Annotated in this window: 18 protein-coding genes; 8 read left to right on the top strand and 10 right to left on the bottom strand. The window is 52.2% G+C overall.

The window, feature by feature from the left end; translation table 11 throughout:
* Positions 1-12: 12 nt before the first annotated feature.
* The 3 genes from DES37_RS12740 to DES37_RS12730 all read left to right on the top strand — a co-directional run bounded on the left by DES37_RS12740 (position 13) and on the right by DES37_RS12730 (position 4313).
* The gene (locus DES37_RS12740) at positions 13-1038 is read left to right on the top strand and encodes a HoxN/HupN/NixA family nickel/cobalt transporter (RefSeq protein ID WP_036109657.1); all 1026 of its coding nucleotides are present in this window, start codon (positions 13-15) and stop codon (positions 1036-1038) included.
* 523 nt (positions 1039-1561) lie between these two features.
* A complete protein-coding gene (locus DES37_RS12735) occupies positions 1562-2479 on the top strand; it encodes a bestrophin family protein (protein ID WP_110026019.1) in 918 nt (305 codons plus the stop codon).
* Positions 2480-2630: 151 nt separating this feature from the next.
* Positions 2631-4313 carry a methyl-accepting chemotaxis protein gene (locus DES37_RS12730; protein WP_036109651.1) on the top strand — a complete coding sequence of 561 codons (1683 nt, stop codon included), beginning with the start codon at positions 2631-2633 and terminating at the stop codon, positions 4311-4313.
* Positions 4314-4639: 326 nt separating this feature from the next.
* On the opposite strand, the gene DES37_RS12725 is transcribed toward DES37_RS12730, so the two are convergent.
* The 9 genes from DES37_RS12725 to fepB form a co-directional block, all read right to left on the bottom strand.
* Positions 4640-5770 carry a M20 family metallopeptidase gene (locus DES37_RS12725; protein WP_110026018.1) on the bottom strand — a complete coding sequence of 377 codons (1131 nt, stop codon included), beginning with the start codon at positions 5768-5770 and terminating at the stop codon, positions 4640-4642.
* Positions 5771-5787: 17 nt separating this feature from the next.
* Positions 5788-6249, bottom strand: a complete 462-nt coding sequence (locus tag DES37_RS12720) for a YjiG family protein (protein WP_036109644.1) — start codon at positions 6247-6249, stop codon at positions 5788-5790.
* A gap of 1 nt (position 6250) precedes the next feature.
* On the bottom strand, positions 6251-6973 hold the full coding sequence (locus DES37_RS12715) for a nucleoside recognition domain-containing protein (RefSeq protein ID WP_110026017.1): 723 nt from the start codon (positions 6971-6973) through the stop codon (positions 6251-6253).
* Between the two features lie 196 nt (positions 6974-7169).
* Positions 7170-7883, bottom strand: a complete 714-nt coding sequence (locus DES37_RS12710) for an exonuclease domain-containing protein (protein ID WP_110026016.1) — start codon at positions 7881-7883, stop codon at positions 7170-7172.
* Complete coding sequence (locus tag DES37_RS12705; protein ID WP_110026015.1) at positions 7880-9748, bottom strand: putative nucleotidyltransferase substrate binding domain-containing protein; 1869 nt, start codon at positions 9746-9748, stop codon at positions 7880-7882. Before DES37_RS12705 ends, DES37_RS12710 begins: the two co-directional genes overlap by 4 nt.
* Before the next feature lie 135 nt (positions 9749-9883).
* Positions 9884-10150 carry a hypothetical protein gene (locus DES37_RS12700; protein ID WP_051691374.1) on the bottom strand — a complete coding sequence of 89 codons (267 nt, stop codon included), beginning with the start codon at positions 10148-10150 and terminating at the stop codon, positions 9884-9886.
* 328 nt (positions 10151-10478) lie between these two features.
* Complete coding sequence (locus DES37_RS25645) at positions 10479-10649, bottom strand: hypothetical protein (protein WP_160173970.1); 171 nt, start codon at positions 10647-10649, stop codon at positions 10479-10481.
* A gap of 231 nt (positions 10650-10880) precedes the next feature.
* The gene (locus tag DES37_RS12695) at positions 10881-13094 is read right to left on the bottom strand and encodes a TonB-dependent siderophore receptor (protein WP_110026014.1); all 2214 of its coding nucleotides are present in this window, start codon (positions 13092-13094) and stop codon (positions 10881-10883) included.
* Between the two features lie 337 nt (positions 13095-13431).
* Positions 13432-14349 (bottom strand): Fe2+-enterobactin ABC transporter substrate-binding protein, encoded by a 918-nt coding sequence (gene fepB, locus DES37_RS12690; protein ID WP_110026218.1) that lies wholly within the window; start codon positions 14347-14349, stop codon positions 13432-13434.
* Between the two features lie 295 nt (positions 14350-14644).
* On the opposite strand from fepB, the gene cstA reads away from it, so the two are divergent.
* The 3 genes from cstA to DES37_RS12675 are packed head-to-tail and all read left to right on the top strand — an operon-like array spanning position 14645 to position 18041.
* A complete protein-coding gene (cstA, locus tag DES37_RS12685) occupies positions 14645-16750 on the top strand; it encodes a pyruvate/proton symporter CstA (protein ID WP_110026013.1) in 2106 nt (701 codons plus the stop codon).
* Positions 16751-16805: 55 nt separating this feature from the next.
* Entirely contained in the window at positions 16806-17003 is a 198-nt protein-coding gene (locus DES37_RS12680) for a YbdD/YjiX family protein (protein ID WP_036109624.1), read from the top strand.
* Between the two features lie 12 nt (positions 17004-17015).
* Positions 17016-18041: a CobW family GTP-binding protein gene (locus tag DES37_RS12675; RefSeq protein WP_110026012.1), complete on the top strand. Its 1026-nt coding sequence runs from the start codon at positions 17016-17018 to the stop codon at positions 18039-18041.
* A gap of 36 nt (positions 18042-18077) precedes the next feature.
* Here the strand turns inward: DES37_RS12675 and DES37_RS12670 are convergent, their stop codons facing one another.
* On the bottom strand, positions 18078-19166 hold the full coding sequence (locus DES37_RS12670) for an oxidoreductase (protein ID WP_110026011.1): 1089 nt from the start codon (positions 19164-19166) through the stop codon (positions 18078-18080).
* Positions 19167-19534: 368 nt separating this feature from the next.
* Here DES37_RS12670 and DES37_RS12665 point away from each other — a divergent pair, with 368 nt between their 5' ends.
* A complete protein-coding gene (locus DES37_RS12665) occupies positions 19535-21043 on the top strand; it encodes a sugar ABC transporter ATP-binding protein (RefSeq protein WP_036109616.1) in 1509 nt (502 codons plus the stop codon).
* The gene (locus tag DES37_RS12660; RefSeq protein WP_036109613.1) at positions 21040-22035 is read left to right on the top strand and encodes an ABC transporter permease; all 996 of its coding nucleotides are present in this window, start codon (positions 21040-21042) and stop codon (positions 22033-22035) included. Before DES37_RS12665 ends, DES37_RS12660 begins: the two co-directional genes overlap by 4 nt.
* The last annotated feature ends 3 nt before the right edge of the window (positions 22036-22038 follow it).

The following is a 22038-nucleotide window of genomic DNA, read 5'->3' as shown; positions in this document are numbered from 1 at the left end:
CAGGAACCTATTATGTTGTCGAAAATGTCTCATCTGGATGGGCGCGCCGTGTCACTGGTCAGTGCCTTGTTATTAGCTAACCTTGGCGCGTGGGGCTGGGCGTTTATCTCTTTCAGCCACAGCCCGGCGCTGATGGCCGCCAGTTTGCTTGCCTGGTGCTATGGTTTACGCCATGCCGTGGATGCTGACCATATTGCCGCTATCGACAATGTCACCCGCAAGATGATGCAGCAAGGGAAGCGTCCACTTGGTGTGGGTGCCTGGTTTTCGCTGGGGCACTCCAGCATTGTGATTCTTGCCACGATTGCTATTGCAGCCACTGCGGCAGCGTTTCAGCATAAAATGGACTGGTTTCATGAAACCGGTAGTGTAATAGGCACAACGGTTTCTGCCGTGTTCTTACTGGCTATGGCCCTGGTGAATCTGGTGATTTTACGTGGGGTATGGCACGCATTTAGCCGGTTGAAACGCGGCGAGCCTGTGAACAACGCCATGGAAGATGCGATTGGCGGCGGCATCATGAGTTGGTTGTTTAAACGGACATTTCGGTTAATTTCCCATAGCTGGCAGATGTATCTTGTTGGCTTCTTGTTTGGCCTGGGCTTTGATACCGCAACGGAAATTGGTGTGCTGGGTATCTCTGCGGCGTCTGCTTCCAATGGTATTTCGATTTGGTCAATTCTGGTTTTCCCGGCGCTATTTGCCAGTGGGATGGCATTGATTGATACGCTGGATAACTTCGTGATGGTTGGCGCATATGGTTGGGCATTTAACAAACCCCAACGTAAGCTCTATTACAATATGACGATTACCGCTACATCCGTAATTGTTGCGCTGTTTATTGGCGGTATGGAAGCACTGGGCCTGGTTATGGAAAAACTGGATTTACAGGGCGGTTTCTGGAATATCGTGAGTTTACTCAATGATAATTTAGGCAATGCCGGGTTTGTTGTGGTCGGCTTGTTTATTTTCTGCTGGATAGTGTCGATGCTGAATTACCGCTGGAAAGGTTACGATGCATTATCCGTTCACCACTAAAGAAAAGTAATGCGGTGAGTCTTCTGCGGTTCACCGATAAGTCATCAGACTTGGCCTGCTATTTAGCAGGCTTTTTTTATTCTCTTTCTGGCAAAGTACAGGGTTCCTAATCAGGGTATTCCTGTTTAAAAATAAGGGGATTATTTTTGTGGCAGGAAGTATTGGGGATGTTGCCAGTCTGTTGGTTATGTGTTTCTGTTTCTGTGGTTAAAACCACGTAATTGCTCTAAGAAATTGTCGTAAAAATAACAATGTCAGCTAAAAAAATGGTTTTTTACCCATTTATGGTCTGTTATCTGCTGTATGGGCATTGTCTCTGGTTATTATGTTGCAGGTTGGCAGGCAGGGAAAAAGCACTCAAATAATCCCCTTTTATCTACTCATGATTTCCTCTTTTAATGTGGCTGGCTGACATAAGTCGTTTAGCTTTTTGGCTAGAGTTGAACGTGCCCCTGTGCTAGCGTTACCTGGCCTGCATATAATAAACAGACGCTTCGCGTACACTGACACAGACTGACTAATTATGATTGTTCGCCCACACCAACACTGGTTCACGCGGTTATTTGCGTGGCACGGTTCCGTGATGTCTAAAATATACTCACGGTTATTATTAAACTTGTTGTTATCCCTGGTATTGCTTGGGGTATATAGCTGGTATGAAAGCCTGCATGTTAAAATAACCCTCGCGCCGTTCAGCTTATTGGGCATCGCGATTGCGATTTTTCTTGGGTTCCGTAACAGTGCGTCATGGGCGCGTTATTGCGAAGCGCGCCAATTATGGGGCAGCCTGCTGATTAATTGCCGTTCACTAATGCGCGAAGTTATAACTTTATTTCCCGGCGACACTCACTACCCGCAAAGCCTGAAAAACGACTTGCTGGCATTTTGTTATTGCCTTAATTACCAGTTGCGCCATAAACCGGTAGAAGAGGTGTTACAACGGTTTGTTGAACCGCCGGTAGCCACATTAGTGAATGCCCAGCAAACCCCCTGTAACCGGTTGTTGTTAATCATGGGAGAGCGGGTGGCAGAAGCACGCCGCGCCGGGAAAATTTCCGATATTCTCTACCAGAACCTGAATGCGCATCTGAATCAGCTTTCTGGTATTTTGGGCGGCTGCGAACGCATCGCCAATACGCCAGTGCCGTTTGCCTACTCATTGATCCTGCACCGCACTGTCTACGCATTTTGTACGTTGTTACCTTTTGCTCTGATCAACCAGATCCACGTCTTTACCCCGCTGGTTTCCGTTTTTATCTCTTATACCTTTATTTCGCTGGATACTTTGGCTGAAGAGCTGGAAGAACCTTTTGGAACGGAAGCGAACGATCTCGCTCTGGATGCGATATGCAATACGATTGAAATTGAGCTGTGCCAGATGACCGGGGACAGCAATTGCCCAGAGAAAATGCATCCGGATAAACAACACCGGCTGACCTGATTTCCCTATGTTTTGGCTGTAATTTGTGAGCAGTCGCCAAATTACATCGTGACGATAAAAAAATAAGTTACATGTTCTGCACCGGGTGCCGATAACCCCTTCAGATGTTATGAAGTCGTTATTGATCAATAACCAGTAACAAGGTGCAAATATGGGCTTTCTTAAAAACTTTACTATACGAGCCGTCATGTTATGGGTGCTCGGGCTTTTTTGCCTGCTGTGGTGCGGCGTGGGCGCGTACAGCGTCTACTCTCTTGACCAGCAGACTGAGGGGAATACCACAGGGCAGTTACTGGCGGATCAGATGAATGCGCTGAGCCGTGGTAATGATCAATACTTCCGCTTTATTACCCGCCTGACCCGTTTAATGGAAAACAAAGCTGAAGGCAAAATGCCGACAGAAGCCGATTTTGGGCCAGTCAAAGAGGCGCTGGATAACATGGCGCATCAACTGGCTGTCTTTAAACAAGGCGCGCCAGGTCCTATGGATAAAGAGACTTCCGATAAGGTGATTGACGCATGGCAAAAACTGTATGAAGCAGGCGTTGCGCCGCAAATGGAGCTGGCACGTTCTGGTACTGCGGATCAATACCGCAACCATGCGCATAACGTGACACCTGCGCTAAGCCGTGCCTTTGGCGCTGCGGCAACCAGTTACAATAAGGCCGCTGGTGCTCAGCTTGATGAAACACGCAAAGAAGTGGCTCACCTGACTTCGGTCACCAAAACCATCATTATTATTGCCGTGCTGATTGGCCTGGCGTTGTTGCTGTTTACTGACCGCTATTTAGTGCGCTTCCTGGTTAAACCGCTGGACCGCATTCGCGAGCATTTCCGGGTTATAGCCGAAGGGGACTTGAGCCAACCATTGGTGGATGAAGGGCGTAACTGTGTAGGAAAACTGGTGCCATTACTCAGTGCAATGCAGGACAGCCTGCGGGTTGCCGTCAGCGCCATTCGTTCGGGTACGGAGAATATTTGGCAGGGGGCGACGGAAATTGCCTCAGGCAACAACGACCTTTCTTCGCGCACTGAGCAGCAGGCCGCAGCACTGGTGGAAACCGCAGCCAGTATGGAACAAATCACTTCTACCGTACAACTCAATGCGGAAAACGCCAACCATGCCAGTGCACTGGCGCAGCAGGCTTCTGAAACTGCCAGCAAAGGTGGCCGCCTGGTAGGGGATGTGGTCAGTACCATGCAGGGGATTTCCGAAAGTTCGAAGAAAATTGCTGAAATCACCAATGTGATTAACAGTATTGCCTTCCAGACTAACATTCTGGCACTGAACGCAGCGGTTGAAGCAGCCCGGGCCGGGGAGCAGGGGCGTGGGTTTGCTGTGGTAGCCAGCGAAGTACGCAACCTGGCGCAGCGCAGTGCCGGGGCTGCAAAAGAGATTGAAGCGCTGATCAGTGATTCGGTACAGCGTGTGGATAACGGTTCCCGCCAGGTAGATGAAGCAGGCAGCACCATGGGGGATATCGTTAAAGCTGTCTCTAATGTCACCGAAATAATGAAGCAGATAGCCAATGCTTCTGAAGAGCAGAGTAAAGGCGTGTCTCAGGTGGGCATTGCGATTACCCAGATGGATAGCGTCACCCAGCAAAACTCCTCACTGGTTCAGGAGATTTCGACGGCAGCAGCAGAACTGGAGCGCCAGACCGAAGGGTTGCAGCGCTCTGTAGCGAAATTCCGCCTGTCTGCAGACCAGAGAGACAACGTTGGGCACCAGGCAAACCTGAGCCATTCTGCACCTAAAGCTGCACTCAGCTCACCGGTGAAGAAATCCAGCCGCACAGAAGTCAGCGCGGGTGGGGACTGGGAATCGTTTTAACATAGCCAATTGCCGGGGAGCGGGGCTGTAATACGGCGCGTTCCCCGGTTAAATATACACCCGGCCTGAACAGACATTTTTGCGCAAAATTTTGTGGTTGTTTTACTTTATTTGTTCTCTGCCACGGCAGGGCAAAAAAAATCCCGGCCAATGGCCGGGCAATTTTCACGGATTAATTTTTATGTTATTCGCTGGTATTGTAACCGATTTAAGTGGCTTGTCACCAAGGGCTACTTAAACTGGTAGTAGACTAATACTTTTTCATTACAATTATTTTTAGATTAAAATAGCACATATAGATAATATTAATGAATTAGCAGTATTTTCTACTGTTGTGCACCACAAGGTAACCTGCTGATAATTTCCTCTAAGAGCGCGATTCGTGGTGCAATGGACGCCTTTTCCAGGTATTCCTCGGGTGAATGGAAACCACCGCCTACTGGCCCCAGCCCATCTATTGTTGGGATCCCCAATGCTGCGGTTAAGTTAGCATCACTTCCCCCACCAACGGCTTGCCAGGTAATGGGTACGCCACACTGCTCACCAGCCTGTTCAATATGGCGCATTAACGCCTGGGTTGCTTCGCCTGGCATCATGGCGGGCTTATGGGCAAGACAATGGGCAGACAATGACACGCCGTTATACCCCGGCTGGCTGCACAGTGTGAGCAGAGCATCTTTCACCCTTTCATAATCACTGTTTTCCCAGAAACGGACATCCACTGCCGCAGTGGCACTGGCAGCGACAATATTAGGCGCATCCCCTCCACGGATAACACCCACATTCACTGTTGTGCCGGCATCTGAATTAGCCAGTTGGTTAACCGCCAGTACCGTGTGTGCCAGTGCTGTAATTGCGCTGCGCCCTTTTTCTGGTTCATTCCCTGCATGCGCCGCGACACCGGCGAATTGTATTTCCCAGGTTGCCACGCCTTTGCGCGCTTTGACCAGTGAGCCATCTGCCCGGGCAGCTTCGCACACCAGCACAACACGGGCGCGGCTTGCCAGTTCGCTCAGCCATTGATGAGACCAGGGAGAACCGATTTCTTCGTCCGGATTCATGGCAACGGCAATCGACAACCGTTCGTTGTCTGCTTTGGAAAGGTTATTCAGGGCGAAGAAGATGTTGACCAGCCCGGCTTTCATGTCGGAAACCCCGGGGCCATAGATTCGCGTGTTATCTTCACTCATTGGGCGCTGAGCCGCGGTGCCCGGTGGGAAAACGGTGTCCATATGGCCAATAAGCAGCACGTCGTAGTGTGCAGGTTCATGCCGGTTAGTGACCAGCAGCCCAGGCCCACAGGCTTCATCCAGCTCTATTGTGCGGGTAAACCAGCCAGCCTCCTGCCACCAGGCACAAAGCCGTGCTGCTACTGTTGCGACACCTTGTGGTGTCTGGGTGCCACAATCAATATTGACCAGTTGGCTGAGCAGACTGGTGTAATGGTTCATATCCATATTCAGTATCCTTATCGTCAGAGAATGATGCGCATTAACCACATAGCGAGGAAAGCGTTAAGTAATGAGATGCCAATCATCAGCGGTATGCGCGCCGCGCGGGTACCAATTACCCCAAGAATACGGCCGAGATACTGTACCTGCGAACCCATCAGATAGATGGCGGGCACCAGAATCGCAATATGCTCACCGGCCAGAATACCGCGTTCAAACAGACCAATAAGCACACCAATGGCACCGCCCATAGACATCCAGGCGCCAATCAGAACCGCAGCGGCTTCACCAGGCAAACCGAACACCCCCATTACAGGTGCGAACACTTTGCCTATCAGAGACAAGGTTCCGGTAATTTCCAGTGCTTTTATAAGAATAAACGCCATCACCACATTTGGTAATGTACTGGTAGTGGCGACTGTCCAGCCTTTGCGGGCACCTTCAATAAAAATGTCTGTCACCATAGGGCGCGGGGTTGTCGACATTTCAGCTCTCCTTGCTGGTTAACGGTGGGGTTGCGGCTTTACCCCGGCGGGTAAGCAGGCACAGGCGCATTACATTTGCGCCGACAATTTTCATGATAAACATCACGGCAATACAGCTACCAATTGAGGCGGGAACGACTACCGAGCCGTCTGCTGCCACCAGAGCAAACAACACCGCACCAGAACCAAAAAAGTTGGTCAGCATGGCACCTGCTGAGAACTGAAACATCGCGAAGACATCACGCTCGTCCTCACTGATTTCGCCCTGTTCAGCGAGGTTGCGGGTTAATGACGCCCCGACATCAGTACTTTGCAGGCTGCCAATCAGTGCCAGCCCGGTATGGCCAGGTAAGCCGAGCAAGGGGCGCAGCAGTGGGGTGAGTAAACGGCGGGCAGCGCGTAATGCACCGTAGTGCTCCAGGACGTTTATCATCCCCAGCGCAAACATCACGGCGGGTATCAGACCAAGAGCAAACAGGAAACCGTCCATTGCACCATGCCCGCCAACACCGCGAAAGCTTATAGTGCTGGTGGTCAGCGTGCCATCATTCAGTTGCGCACCAGAAACCACCCGGCCAAAGGCCCCGTTTAACGTAGTGAAATCAAAAATTCCGTACCAGCTGTTACCGCTGGCAATGCCGGAGAAAAATATCACGGCAAAGGCCAGTGCCAGCCAGGCACCTGGGGTCACTGCAGGTTCATCTTGAGTGGGGGAAACGGACATAAGGCTCCTTTATCTTTTCTCCATGTTGTGGAGCCGCTATTGTGGGCAGATAACCAGGAAACAAAATGACACAGGTCATGAATATTTTCATTTGTAACGTAATGAAAAGTAAGTATTTTTATTTTTTTAATTTAATGGTGTGAAGTGAAAGGTAATTCGATGAGTAACCTCGGGAAAACTGAGGTTACCCCCGTTGCTAACCAAGAATGTCGCCAATAGTTGGCGGGGTGTTGCAAAAACGGCAGGCCAGTTGAGCCATAGCAAGTTCGGCTGTTGCGACAGCATCACTCAACGCATTGTGTGCCGTGTAGGGAGGCAAGCCGCAGCGAGAGCGTAACGAGGCCAGGCGGTAGTCTTCTCTGCCATCCTGTTGCAGGCGTTGGTGCTGACGCCCCATTTCAAGTGTGTCCAGCCAGATAACGGGCAGTGTATCCAGCCCATAGCGCGTCACCAGGTAATGGTTGATAAAACGGGCCTCGACCATTTTGCCATGTACCACGGCTACATGACCGGCCAGGTGGGTGAATAACCGCTCCATTGCTTCATCGATACCGGCCGCATTTTTCAGCATTTCCGGCGTAATATGCGTGAGAATGGCGGTTTGTTCTTTGATTTCAACTGAAGAGGCGACATAGTGGTGTTGTGCCTGATCCAGCGCTATTTGCCGGGCAACAACAGGCACAAAACCAATGCTCAAAATATGTGCCTGTTCGGCGTTCATCCCGGAGGTTTCAAAATCAAACGCCAGCCAGGGATAATTGTGCAACAAGGTATCTGCGCCAGGCAGGGGGGTATTCACCAGGCGCTGTAATGCCGGAGGCAACCCGCTAATTTGTTGCCAGCGCTGCTGTTGCCGGTGTAATTTGCGCAGCCCCAGAGCGGTGCCGGACCAGGGTAATTGCAGCTTCACTCTTTCACAAACCTCAACTTCGCGGCATCCTGCAAACCTGAAATTATCCGAAACGCGTCTTTGAGGTGTTTGCGCTCGAAACTGCCAAAATCTTGTGGGTTTATCTGGTTATCTGCCGGATGGCCCTGGCGAATTTGTTGGCACTGATGTAACAGGCGCTGGCGGGTCAGAAAATGGAAAGTGTCGATAATATTAGTACAGCTGTCCGGTGATAACAGGCCTTTATCCCTGGCGGCAATGAACCGGACTTCAGTGCGAGTTTCACTACAGCCTGCCGCCAGCGCATAAATACGCGCCAGGTCAATAATCAGCGTCAGTGCGTAACGTTTGATATTCAGGGTTTTGGTGTCTGAACCACTTTTTTCCAGCACCAGATTATTAAAAATCCCCAGTGGCGGGCTGGTCTGAACGGCATCACGGGTAAGTGCGCGTAAAAAGCCCGGGCTCTTTGCAATGCTATCGAGCAGCGTTTGCTGTACTGTTTCACACAAGGCAACATTGCCTGCCAGTGCCCGGGTTTCCAGAAATACTGTGGCATTGAGCAACTGGCTGTATTCGGGGTTGCGCACCCATTTTTTGAAATATTCCTGCCAGACATGCACTGGCTGGCACCAGCGGCGGGAGGCTGCCATATAGTTGCCAGTACACAGTGGGTAACCACACATATCCAGCCCGTTGCTGACGTACATCGCCATGTGCATGAACCAAATAATGTCGCTTTCTGTTGCGGTGTCGGCCAGCACCAGCGCACTGTCCTGGTCTGACATCATGTGCACTTCGTTACGGGCGTGAGAGCCTGCCACCAGCCAGGCATATTCGCACGGTGGGGTGCCCAGATGCTGAATTGCCAGGTTTATCAGTTTGCGTGTGCAGGCATCCATAATCATGGTCATGACTAAATGCGTGCTCTCACTGTGCAGGTTGCCTTCCACCAGCGCTTCAAACACCGCCTGGCGTTCAACGGCCAGCGCAGCCAGTTCGTCAACCGTATTGCAGTGGTTAATCTTTTCAATCAGGAAAATAGCCTGTACCCGGTGATGCTGAACCAGATGCGAGGTGGTTAACAGCCCGACTGGCCGGTTCTGGTTGACCACGGGCAACCCGCGAATGCCGTGCTGCATCATTAATGCGACAGCCTGCATAATGAGTTCGTTCGGGCCAATAGTGACCGGGGAAGGTGTCATGACCTCTTTGACCGGGCGGCTGGCATCCACCCCTTGTGCGACCACCCGCAGGGACATATCCCGGTCAGTAATAATGCCCACAATCTGGCCATCTTCCATTACCACCGCCGTGGAACACCGGTCAACCCCGCGCATTTTCCAGGCAGTTTGCTGAATGGTGGTGTCTGACTGCACGACGGATATCACATCGCTCGCGACATCCGCAACTTTGCGAACAAACAACCCTTTTTCGTCATTTGACCAGACCACATTCATGGCTGAGCCCAGCCGCTCATGGGCGTTAATCGAAAAATGGGTGGCGTATTCCGGGTAGCTGTTCAGCAGGTTTTTCAACAAAGAATGCGGAATTTGATAGAGCAGGGTGTTTTGCAACGCTGTCACGTTATAGCAATCTTCCGGGTTGCCTGGTATGCCTTCGAGAAAGGTAAAGCCAAATAAATCTTCCGGGCCAAGGCGTGCCCGCAATACGCCATCCCGCCAGCGCTGTTCCAGCGCCCCGGTGCGCACCACATACAGCCAACGCTCTTCTTCACTGGCATCGAAAGGCAGGGTTTCTCCTGCCGCCAGGTAGCGAATACGCAAGTGGCTCGCAATGGTTTTCTGCGCACTGACGGGTAATGAATTCAGGGGGGATACTTGAGCGATAAACTCACTGATACTGGGCAGTACAATCTCTGACATAAGCGGCTTTCCTGTCGCAGAACGGATCCATTGCATAATGGAATACTGTTTTATTTTGCGTCCGGACGCGCAGGAAGGCAAAAAGAAAAAGTGAATAACCAGGTCTGGGCAACGTTTTTCTGAATTTTCACCGGTTCAGTGAATGGGGATATCGCCGTACTGGCAGGAAATAAGAACCGCCTGCTCACCACCGCCCTGGATCCAGAAGGCAGTAACATCGCCCTGGTCGCTTTCACTTTCGCGCCAGGCGCGGATCCCTTTTTGGTTAAGCGTGGACATCAGTGCTTCCACCGTCACGCCATCAAGTAGTGATTGTTTGATTTGGTCCAACGGGAAAGGCAGAGCCTCTTCCGGAGAGCGGATAGCCACGGCGATAAGCTGCCGGTGTGTGGGTATTGACATAGCCAGAACCTGTTGAGGTGATTAATGGGAGCGCACTGGCACCAGGGTTGAACAATACGTACAGAGTAACGCTGCTAATTACTTAAATTTTAACGGTTTATGCCGCTAACGCAAGTTCGCCTTTAAACGGGTATAACCACCGTCACATAAAGGCGGGCAACAGACACTCCCGAAAGCACTATTATACCGCCGCGGAACCAGGCAGACAGGTTTTTTCACATAAATTGCAGGCAGGTACGTAAAACACACGAATGGTAAATCAAAAGGATAGCGGGATGGGGGATGAGTGTACCCGGTTCCCCCTGAAGGAAAACCGGGTAAGCGAAGTTTAGCGGCGCATGCCGTCTTGCTGGTTGCCGTGGTGGTAATCCTGCATCTGTGGGCCGCGGTTATCCCCCGATGAATGGTGCGGGTGGTGGTGGTGTGGGCCAGGCCAGATGCAACCGCTCAGACCAAGGGCTATCGCCAACACAGTGGCGCTTAACATCATTTTTTTCATGTTCATACATCCTGTTGTGTTCTGCGTTACAGCAGATTCTGCAAAGCGTATATGGCGTGCGGCCGGTGAGTGGAATCAAGTGCGTTCAAGCAGCACGGCATATAACGCGTTATTTTACGGTGATTTTTTGAAAAAGGAGTGGGGAGTAATCTGAACTTGAGGTATGAGAAATACGGGGATGACAATTGAACAGAATAAAAACGGCGCCTGAGAACCAGGCGCCGTGAGGGCTTAGAATTGGGTATTCATACTCATAAAGAAAGTACGACCAGATTCGTTATAGGTTGCAGCACCTGCGCCATACATATAGGAATTGGTGTTGCTGTTACCGGTGGTCTGCGCATTACCGGAACGCCAGTGGCGTTTGTCAAACAGGTTATCCACCCCGGCAGTAAAGCTCAGGTTTTTATTAACATCCCAGGTACCACTCAGGCCAATAATGCTGTAGGGGCTGACTTCGGTCTTTTCACTACCTGAAACCGACTCTCCCTGGTAGTTATACATCTTCGGTTTCTGGCGCCCGTACCAGGTGAAGGTACTTTGCAGAGAAACATCGCTGCGTACCTGCCAGCTCAGTGTTGAGTTAAGGGTGAACTGCGGAATAATCGACAGGCGGTCGCCAGTTTCTTTGTTTTTACTCTGCAGCATCCAGGTCAGGTTGTTGTTCCATGCCACTGTATCAGTAACAGGTACATTCACTGTCCCTTCCAACCCTTCAACTACCGCTTTCGGCACGTTTTCCCATTGGTAGATGTTGGTGGAACCTGTGCTGCCAACGGCGGAATAACCGGCTTCAATCTTGTTACGGTAATCGTTACGGAACCAGGTTAACCCGGCCTGGTAGCCCATATGTTTAAACTCTAAACCAATTTCTTTGTTGATACTGGTTTCGGCTTTCAGGTCCGCATTCCCTTGCAGGTAGCAGGCTGTTGAGCTGTCCATACAACCCTGGCCTTTACTGTAGAGAATGTAGTTCGGGTTGGTCTGGTACAGGCTGGGTGCTTTATACGCGCGGGCAATGCCCAGTTTCAGCGTAAAGTCGTCGCTCAGTGCCTGAGACAGGTTCAGTGACGGGCTCCAGTTATTCCCCACAATGGTGTGATGATCAAAACGTAACGCCGGGGTCAGCATAGTGCTGTCAGTCAGCTCCATGTTGTCTTCGGCAAACAGCGAGAAGATCTCCGCACTGGAGTATGGGCTGCGGTTGGTGCTGGATACACCATCAAGGCTGCCACCTGACAATGCCTGGGTATTCGACGCATTATCTTTCATCCGCTGTTGGTTCCATTCGGTACCCAGAGTCAGAGTCTGGTTGACCAGCAGGTTCAGCGGAATGTTCACTTCACTGTGCAGCAGGATATCGCTCAGGTCGATATCGACAAATTTGTTACTGGAGAATAACCCTTCGGTTCCGCCCGCCAGCCCTTCACTCAGGCGTGAGTTGCGCGTGTGTTCATACTGCGCCCAGGTGTTGGTGGATACACCGTTATCCCAGGCTCCTGCCCAGGTCAGGGAGTAAGTCTGGCGGTACAGGCGGTTGGTTTCTTTCCCATAGTTTTCTTTTACCAGCGCACTGGTATTGGTGTTCTGGGTGTCGCCTGCATACAGGTTGCCCTGGCGGCTGTAACCGGATTCGAAAGTCAGTGACTGCATAGGGGCGAACTGCCAGCGCAACTGACCATTAATGTCTTTATCGATGACGCCTTCACGCCCGGCGGGGTAAGTACCGGCAAAGGTGCCAGTGCGGTTTTCTTCATGGCCCTGGTTGATGTCCCAGGCATCGGCCTGTGTCTTCGCCATGTTTCCCCACAGGCGGAAACTTACGTCACCACCAACTGGCCCGGTCAGGCTGAAGTTGGTGCGTTTGGTTGCGCCTTCATCTTTATGCTGTGGGACGTTGAAATAGGTGTTCCATGAGCCGTGCCATTCACTGGAGCTGGGTTTGGTGATGATATTGACCACACCACCAGCCGCACCATTGCCGTAACGCGCAGCCGCCGGGCCACGAATCACTTCAATGCGCTCAATCATTTCTGCCGGAACCCAGTTAGAATCACCACGCGTATCGCGTTCACCACGCCAGCCCAGGCGCACGGAGTTGCGGCTGGTTACCGGTTTGCCATCTATCAGGATTAGTGTGTTTTCTGGCCCCATACCGCGGATATCAATCTGGCGGTTGTTGCCACGCTGGCCGCTGGTTGAGTTACCCGTCAGGTTGACACCCGGCATGGTGCGGATAATTTCTGACACATCGCGCGCGGCGGGGTGTTTTTTGATTTCTTCAGCAGTAATGGTGGAAACACCCGGGGCCTGAAGGTTTTGCTCCGCTGCACTGACAACAATGGTGTCTTCTTGTGTCGTACTGTCGGCTGCCGAAGCCGGAAGCGCAAAACCATAAATTCCCAGATGCACCAGCGTGGCCAGTGTATAGCGTTTTTTAATCATGTTGAGTTCCTGCTCGTCTCGCTGCCGGTACAGGCTCCGTCCCACGGAAACCGGGCAGCAAAATGCGTGAAAGTGCGCAGAACGGCTTGTCTGGCAAAATCCGGCAGCCAGCAAGACGCCTTATTTTTTATAAGTGCTACAGGCACTGCAATTAGCAGCGAGCAACACGCTATTGCAAATAGAAATAATTATCAATAATGTTTTCATTATTTTTACTGTTTTATGCTTTTATTGCATATTAATTGTTCTGAATCAAATAACTGGCAGGGATTTGTGGCCCTGCCTGCCACGGTTTACGTAACGTTTAGCAGGTGCAGGGCCGGAGGTTTAGCAAGGATTAGTTGGCGGGGAACAACTTCGCTAAGGTGTCCAGTAAGTGGCTGGCACTGTAATAGTCCAGGCGGAAGTTATCCCCACCCAGGGCATAGACACGGTTAGCTTCAACTGCGGGGAGGTGGGCCAGTAGTGGGTTACTTTTTACCGAGGCCACATCTTTTTGGTTAGCGGCAAATAGCAAAAATGTTTGCCCCGATAACCCGACCACCAGGTTTTCGCCTTGTAACGGAATAATATCCTGGCGTTTGCCTCGCTGGCTGACCATACGCTGACCCTGGCCGGGTTCACTCAGGGTGAACCCCAACTGGGAAAGCAACTGCCCCTGGGCGGACACCGTTGTCCAGATATTGGCCAGTGAAGCGTGGGCATTCCACACCATGGCGTTTACGGGCTGAGGCGGCAATTTAATCGCAGATTTTACCTTTGCAAGGTGCGCATTGAACTGGGCAATACGCGCTTTTGCTTGCTGTTCGTGCCCGGTCAGTTGCCCCAGTTCGCTCAGTAATTCCTGCCAGCTTTGGTCACCATAGTTAATCACTATGGTTGGCGCGATTTTTGACAGCTTATCCCACTCAGCCATTGCTGAATCAAGGCCTGTCGCACTCACCAGAATCAGGTCCGGGTGCAGGGTGGCAATAAGTTCCGGGTTGCTCTCTCCCGGGGGAAGGGCCTGGACATTACGCTGAACAGCTATGTCTCCCCACTGGCGCAAAAAACCATGTTCATCAGACACTTTGTTGCCAGGCCTGGTTGTACCACTGGCAATGACTGGTGCATCCAGCGCCAGTAACGAGCCCGTGAGCGTGACGCTGGTAGAGACAATGCGCAGCGGGGCTTTTGCCAGTGTATGAGCTCCTTTGCTGTCAGTGAATGTGCGGGGCCATCCACTGGCCTGGGCAGAGCAGGACAGCAGCACCATCAGGCAAGAGAAGAAAAGCAAGACAGGTTGTTTCACAATATCGCCATTCTATGTAATGAAAATTAATCTCATTTTCATTTTTATTTTTTTGCGGCGCAAGCCCCGAAAGCATTTTTGCTTATGTCCTGATGTAACAGTGTTTTGTGATTTACATCGAAATCACATTCTTTTTCATTTTATTTAACATTTTACTTAAAGCATGATCCCGGCAGCGTTTTTTACCCACCAAAGCAGGTCAAATAAGCGCACATATCCTCTGTCAAACCTCTGTTGTGAAAATAAAAAAGGAAACCCTATGAATAACACGGGGAAACACCTTGTTTGGGGCATACTGGCGCTATTGGGTGCCTTTGCTCTGGGCTACATTGCGTTAAATCGGGGTGAGCAAATTAATGCATTATGGATTGTCGTGGCGGCAACCTGTGTGTACTTAATTGCTTACCGTTATTACGGGCTGTTTATTGCTAATAAAGTCCTGTCGGTCGATGCCACCCGCATGACGCCCGCCGTGCGCCATAACGACGGGCTGGATTATGTCCCGACGGATAAAAAAGTGTTGTTCGGCCACCATTTTGCCGCAATTGCCGGAGCGGGGCCTTTGGTTGGCCCGGTACTGGCCGCGCAAATGGGGTATTTGCCCGGCATGCTGTGGTTACTGGCGGGCGTGGTGCTGGCCGGTGCAGTACAGGATTTTATGGTGCTGTTCGTTTCTACCCGCCGTGATGGCCGCTCTCTGGGGGAACTGGTTAAAGCGGAAATGGGCAATACCGCCGGGGTTATCGCGCTGGTCGCCTGCTTTATGATTATGGTGATTATCCTCGCGGTGCTGGCGATGATTGTGGTGAAGGCTCTGACTCACAGCCCGTGGGGGACCTGGACCGTTGCGTTTACCATTCCGCTGGCGCTATTTATGGGTGTGTACCTGCGTTATCTGCGCCCTGGCCGGATTGGCGAAGTGTCGGTTATTGGTCTTGTGATGTTGGTGTTCGCCATTATCTCCGGTGGCTGGGTAGCTGCAAGCCCCACATGGTCGGTGTTCTTTGATTTCACGGGCGTGCAACTGACTATCATGCTGGGCGTGTATGGCTTTATTGCCGCAGTACTGCCCGTTTGGCTGCTGCTGGCTCCTCGTGATTATCTGTCTACCTTCCTCAAGATTGGCACCATCCTTGGCCTGGCTATCGGTATTTTGTTGGTTCGCCCTGAACTGAAAATGCCCGCTCTGACTCGCTTTGTTGATGGCACCGGGCCGGTATGGGCCGGAGATCTGTTCCCGTTTCTGTTTATTACTATTGCCTGTGGCGCGGTGTCTGGTTTCCACGCGCTGATTGCTTCTGGTACCACGCCGAAGATGCTGGCGAATGAGAACCAGGCCTGCTTTATTGGCTATGGTGGCATGTTGATGGAATCCTTCGTGGCAATTATGGCGCTGGTGTCGGCCTGTGTGATTGACCCGGGTGTCTACTTTGCCATGAACAGCCCGCTTGCGGTGCTGGTTCCGGACAGCACAGTTGATGTGGTGACGTCGGCCGCCCAGGTGGTCAGCAGTTGGGGCTTCCAGATAACACCGGATATTCTGCATAACATTGCCAGTGAAGTGGGAGAGCAAAGTATTGTTTCCCGTGCTGGTGGTGCTCCAACGCTTGCGGTGGGTATGGCTTATATCCTCCATGGCGCGCTGGGTGGCCTGATGGATGTCTCCTTCTGGTATCACTTCGCTATTCTGTTTGAAGCCTTGTTTATCCTGACTGCGGTGGATGCAGGTACCCGCTCGGCACGCTTTATGCTCCAGGATTTACTGGGCCTGGTTTCGCCCGGGCTTAAACGCACGGACTCATTACCGGCTAACCTGATTGCCACTGGCCTGTGTGTACTGGCATGGGGTTACTTCCTGTATCAGGGGGTTGTTGATCCCCTGGGTGGGATTAATACGCTCTGGCCGTTGTTCGGAATAGCCAACCAAATGCTGGCAGGAATGGCGCTGCTGCTATGTGCGGTTGTGCTGTTCAAAATGAAACGCCAGCGTTATGCCTGGGTTGTGCTGGTGCCGACTGCCTGGTTGCTGATTTGCACACTGTCTGCCGGTTGGGTGAAAACCTTCAGTAGTGACCCGCGAGTTGGTTTCCTGGCCATTGCCAACAAATTCCAGACCATGCTCGACACCGGGGCTATTCCGGCGAAATACACAGAAGGCCAGTTGGCGCGGCTGGTATTTAACAACCGCCTTGATGCCGGGCTGACGCTGTTTTTCATGGTGGTTGTGGTGGTGCTGGCCTGGTTTGCGCTGCGCTGCTGCCTGAAAGCGCTGAAGAGTGATAAACCCACTGTGAATGAAGTGCCGTGGGAGGCCATGCCGCCAGAAGCTCCGTTAGCAACCCATTCGGCTCGTAACGCACATTAATCTGAAGGGCGGGCAACCGCCCCTCTGATTGCCGCGGCAGGCGGAAGGAGGAAACATGTTTGATACCCTGGCAAAAGCCGGAAAGTATTTGGGCCAGGCAGCCAAACTGATGGTAGGGGTGCCGGATTATGACAACTATGTACAGCATATGCGGCTTAATCACCCTGAACAAACGCCGATGAGTTATGAAGAATTTTTCCGTGAGCGCCAGGATGCCCGTTATGGCGGGAATGGTGGCCCACGCTGCTGTTAACACAGGATATTTATGCAATCGACAACTGTACCCGTCACCCTGTTGACCGGATTTCTTGGCGCAGGGAAAACCACCTTACTCAACCACTTTTTGCAGCAACCACAAGCGGGTGCCGTTGCGATTGTGGAAAATGAGTTTGGCCCGGTGAGCATTGATGGTGCGTTACTGGAAGCGCGCGAAAACGTCAGTATTGTGGAGTTAAGCAATGGTTGCCTGTGTTGCAATGTGCGTGGGGAGTTTACGGCAGCATTGCATGGACTGCTGGATAAGCGGGCTAATGGTGAGTTGAGTTTTGACCGGCTGGTGGTGGAAACCACAGGGCTTGCTGACCCGGCTCCGGTTATTCAAAGCTTTTTTGTGGATGAACGCTTGCGTGAGTCATTGCAACTGGATGCCGTGGTTACCCTGGCGAATGCGCAACACATTCACCGGCAACTGGATGAACACCCGGTGGCGGTTTCTCAGGTGGGTTTTGCCGACCGAATTTTAGTCACCCACGGTGACCAGGTGGAGCCAGAAGAGCGTGATGCCGTAATGGCACGCCTTAACCGTATCAACCCGCGCGCCACGATTTACCAGGTGACCAATGGCGTTTGCCCGGCTGAGTTATGGCTTGATCTGGCCGCCTTCACTCTGAGTGATGACGCCACGGTGCAGCGTGGTTTTTTTATTGCCCGGCCACAACTGAGCGAAGCGGTAAGCTTCCAGCCACTTTCACGGCCACGAGCAACCCGGCACTGGGATGACGCGATTTCGTCTCTGGTGCTTGAAGCCGGCTGGCTGGATTTGCATGCGGCAGGTGAGTTTATGAACTGGTGCGTGGAAAATTGGGGGGCGGATATGTTGCGTTATAAAGGTGTACTGGCGGTTGTGGGAAAGCCGGAACGCCTGGTGGTACAGGGAATACACAGCGTGGTGGGGTTTGATTATGGGTCGCCCTGGCATGAGAACGAAACAGCCTGTTCACGGCTGGTGATTATTGGCAGAAATTTGCCCATGGAAGATATTAGGCTGCGTTTTATGGCGGCCTGCGCGTAATAAGTTTACGCAGGCCGCCATGGTTAGCAGACGCTGTTAGCGGGTTCTGGCTTCGATATTTTCCAGTGCCGCCTGCAGGTGTGCTGGTGTCAGTTCGCTGCTGAGGTAATGAATGGATTCGCCCGGGCGCAGGGTGTGAGCAATAATCGCATCAATTTGTGCCTGGTTATGAATGTCCACATCCAGTTCAGCCAGTGAAACAGGCAGGTGGAGCTGGCGGAACAGGGTGATTAATTGCGTAGTGACATCGTCCTGGCCGAGCAGGGCACTTTGCACCAGAATCCCGTAAGCAACTTTGGTGCCGTGCAGAAAACGGTGGGTTTGCGGGGCAACTGTCAGCCCATTGTGGAAAGCATGTGCGGCAGCGACCCGGGTGTAACGGTCTCCCAGCCCACCCACCAGCCCACCACCAGCAATAATGGCATCCACCACATCACAAAATGCGCGGGTCAGTTCCCCGCCAGCCTGGTCTGCCAGCGCCTGTTCACTTTGTTCAAGTAATACGTCGCGAATTTGTTCCGCGGCGGCAATACCCATGCGTACGCTGAGCGGCAGGGTTTCCGGTTGGGGGGCCAGCACAACCGCTTCATACCATTTCGCCAGGGTATCGCCAATGCCTGCCAGCAGGTATTCTGCCGGAGCCTGAAGGATGATTTGGGGCTCAACCAGAACCAGGTGGTTGGCATCGTTAAACACTTCAAAATGCAGCGCCTGGCCTGCATCGTTATACCACACAGAAAGCGGTGTCCATGCAGCACAAGTCGCGGCGATTGTCGGAATGGCAACCAGCGGGCAACCCAAACGGCGGGCCAGTGCTTTTGCGGTATCCAGAACCGTGCCACCACCCACACCAATTACAACCTGGCGGTCTGTACCGGCAGCATCTGCCAGCCGTGTGACTTCATTTTCGCTGCAATGCCCGGCGCTGAGTAATTTTTTAGCGCCATCCAGGTGAAATTCAGTGGGCAGAAATGGGGTGGCTGCCTGCAGGGCTTTCGCACCGTAAACCCATACGGCATGGGCCAGTTGTTCATGCGAATAGTGGCTGGCAAGTTTATTCAGTGCGCCGGGCTGGGACCAGTAATTTGCCGGGCCTGGTACAACGCGGATGTCGGTCTGTTGCATATATTCGGTTCCTGTCTGTGTTCAGGCGATTTTCGTCCGTTCTCCGTGTGGGGATAAAAGGAATCGTCTCTGTTTTATGGTATCTGCCCAATATTATGTCTGGATGTCCAGATGGCTAATAACATTTCGCTTTATGTTATGCCATTTCATTCATTGTCATGGAAGGGGCAATATGAAAAATACCATGAATTATCAGATTGATGAAAAAGAAGGAAAAAGCGTGGTTTTTCCTTCTTTTTAGTTAGCGGGCGAAAATCAATGAATTGATTTTCCAGGCTTTTTATCGGGTGACATCCTCTTGTTCTGTGCGGACATGAGGTCTGTCATCAGACTCAATTATTTGGTTTATTTTGTAGAGACTGACATTTATGGCACAACCTCATCAGGTTGAAATGCGTGGCGTTTCCATCAGCTTTGGTGGTTTCAATGCGTTGCAGAACGTGGATTTCACCCTTAAAGGGGGAAGTGTCCATGCGCTGACAGGGGCGAATGGTGCCGGAAAATCAACCCTGATGGCGGTGCTGTCTGGCATCTGGGCGCACTATGAAGGGGCGATTCTCCTTGATGGCGAACCGGTGCAATTACATACCCCGCGTGATGCAAAGAAACTGGGCATTCACCTGGTTCAACAGGAAGTGGACGTTGCATTGGTGCCAGGCTTGAGTGTGGGTGAAAACATCATGCTCGACCACCTGGCCGCGCCCGGGCACAGGTTTAACTGGCGTTCAGTCTGGCAGCAGGCGCGTGCGGCACTGGCCCAACTGGATGTCAGCCTGAATGTGAAAAAGCCCATTGATCATTGCTCCCTTGCTGAGAAACAACATGTGTTGCTCGCGCGCGCACTGTCTCACCATTGCCGTTTTCTGATCCTTGATGAACCCACCGCTCCCCTTGACCAGCATGAAAGTGATCGCCTGTTTGCCGTGGTTCGGCGGCTTCAGGCTCAGGGAATTGGTGTGGTGTTTATTTCCCACCGCATTCATGAGCTTAAAGCTATTTGTGACACGCTCACGGTATTACGTGACGGCCGCCTGGTTGAAACCGGGGCAATGGCATCGCTGTCTGGTGAGGAAGTGGTAGAGAAAATGCTGGGCCACACTCTGGAAAACCTCTATCCGGAACGGGCGGGTGTGGAAGCTGATGCCCGCACATTACTGGCGGTTGAAGGGCTGAATGATGAGCATCTGTTACGCGATATCAGTTTAACCCTGCGCGAGGGCGAGATCCTGGGTATTGCCGGGTTGGCGGGCGCGGGCAAAACGGAATTGTGCAAAGCCTTGTTCGGTGCTTCACCTTGCCAGGTGGCTAACGGGGTGTTGCGTGGTAAGAAATGGCGGCCGGTAAGCCCGGCGCGTGAAGTTTCCCGGGGTATTGCGCTGGTGCCGGAAGAGCGGCGCAAAGAAGGTGTTTTTATTGATGAACCGGTTGCCATGAATTTGTCAGTCAGCGCGGATAAACACTTTTCCCGCGGCGGCTTGTTTGGTTTCGGTGCTGCCTGGCGTTGGGCGGAAGAGGTGATTGCGCGCCTTGGTGTGCGCACTAACGGGCCAGATCAGGTATTGCGCCGTTTGTCCGGCGGCAATCAGCAAAAAGTGGCGATTGGTAAGTGGCTGAAAGGCAATGCCGATGTACTGATTTTTGATGAACCAACCAAAGGGGTGGATGTTCGGGCCAAAACCGATCTGTTTACCCTGATATCCGGCCTTGCGGGTCAGGGCAAAGGGGTGATTTACGCCAGTGGCGAATTTGCCGAGCTGGTTGGGTTGTGTGACCGAATTTGTGTGCTCTGGGATGGGCGCATTGTGGCTGAACTGGATGGTCGTGAGGCCAGCGAAGAAATTTTGTTGATGTATTCCACTGGAGGAACACCTGCGTGAGTAAAGCCCTGTCCCTTGAAGCGAAGGCCCCCGGGCGCCAGCGTCTCTTTGATTTTTTCTACAAGTGGGGAATGTTGCTCACTGTTGTGGCTCTGATTGGGTTGTTTGGGATTACAACCGATAACTTTCTCGACCCGCATAACATCATCAATATTCTGCGTTCTATCGCCATTGTAACTGTTATTGCCGTGGGGGTGTCGCTGTCACTCACTGTTGGGGGATTTGACTTATCGGTCGGCTCAACGGCTTCACTGGCCAATGCGCTGGTGATTTCCCTGTTTGTTTGGTACGGCTTTGACACCACTCAGGCGATTGTTATCACTCTGGCGTTGTGCTGCCTGGTTGGGCTGTTTAATGCCTTCCTGATTGTGGTTCTGAAAATTCCCGACATGCTGGCAACCCTTGCCAGCCTGTTCGTGATTCAGGGCGTGGCGATGACTTACAGCTACGGCGGTTCCATTACTGAGAATATGGTGTTGCCGAGCGGAGATATGGCTGAAGGCCTGATCCCAGCGGGCTTCAGCCAACTGGGGCAGGTGCCGGTCATCGTTATCATCATGCTGGTGGTTACGGTAGTGGCGCAGCTTGGCCTTTCACTGACCACCCACGGCCGGCGGATGTATGCCATTGGCGGTAACCCGGAAGCAGCGAGGCTGTCTGGTATTCGCACTACACGCTACCGCGTGCTGGCCTATGTGCTGGCCTCTTTACTGGCCGGGTTGGGCGGGATTTTACTGGCATCTCGCATTGGATCAGCCCAGGTAAACGCAGGCAGTGGCTACCTGATGGACGCCGTGGCTGCCGCCTGGATTGGCTTTTCCCTGGCAGGCTCCGGTAAACCCAATGCGCTGGGAACCTTGTTGGGCGCTGTCATCCTTGGCGTGCTGCAAAACGGGCTGGTGATGATCTCTGTGCCGTACTACGCCATGGACATTATCAAAGGCCTGGTACTGGCAGGCGCTTTGGCCCTGACGTATATCCAGCGCCGTTAATCA

The sequence above is a fragment of the Mangrovibacter plantisponsor genome, from assembly GCF_003182475.1.
Taxonomy (GTDB): domain Bacteria; phylum Pseudomonadota; class Gammaproteobacteria; order Enterobacterales; family Enterobacteriaceae; genus Mangrovibacter; species Mangrovibacter plantisponsor.
This window is presented reverse-complemented; position numbering and strand designations above follow the sequence as displayed.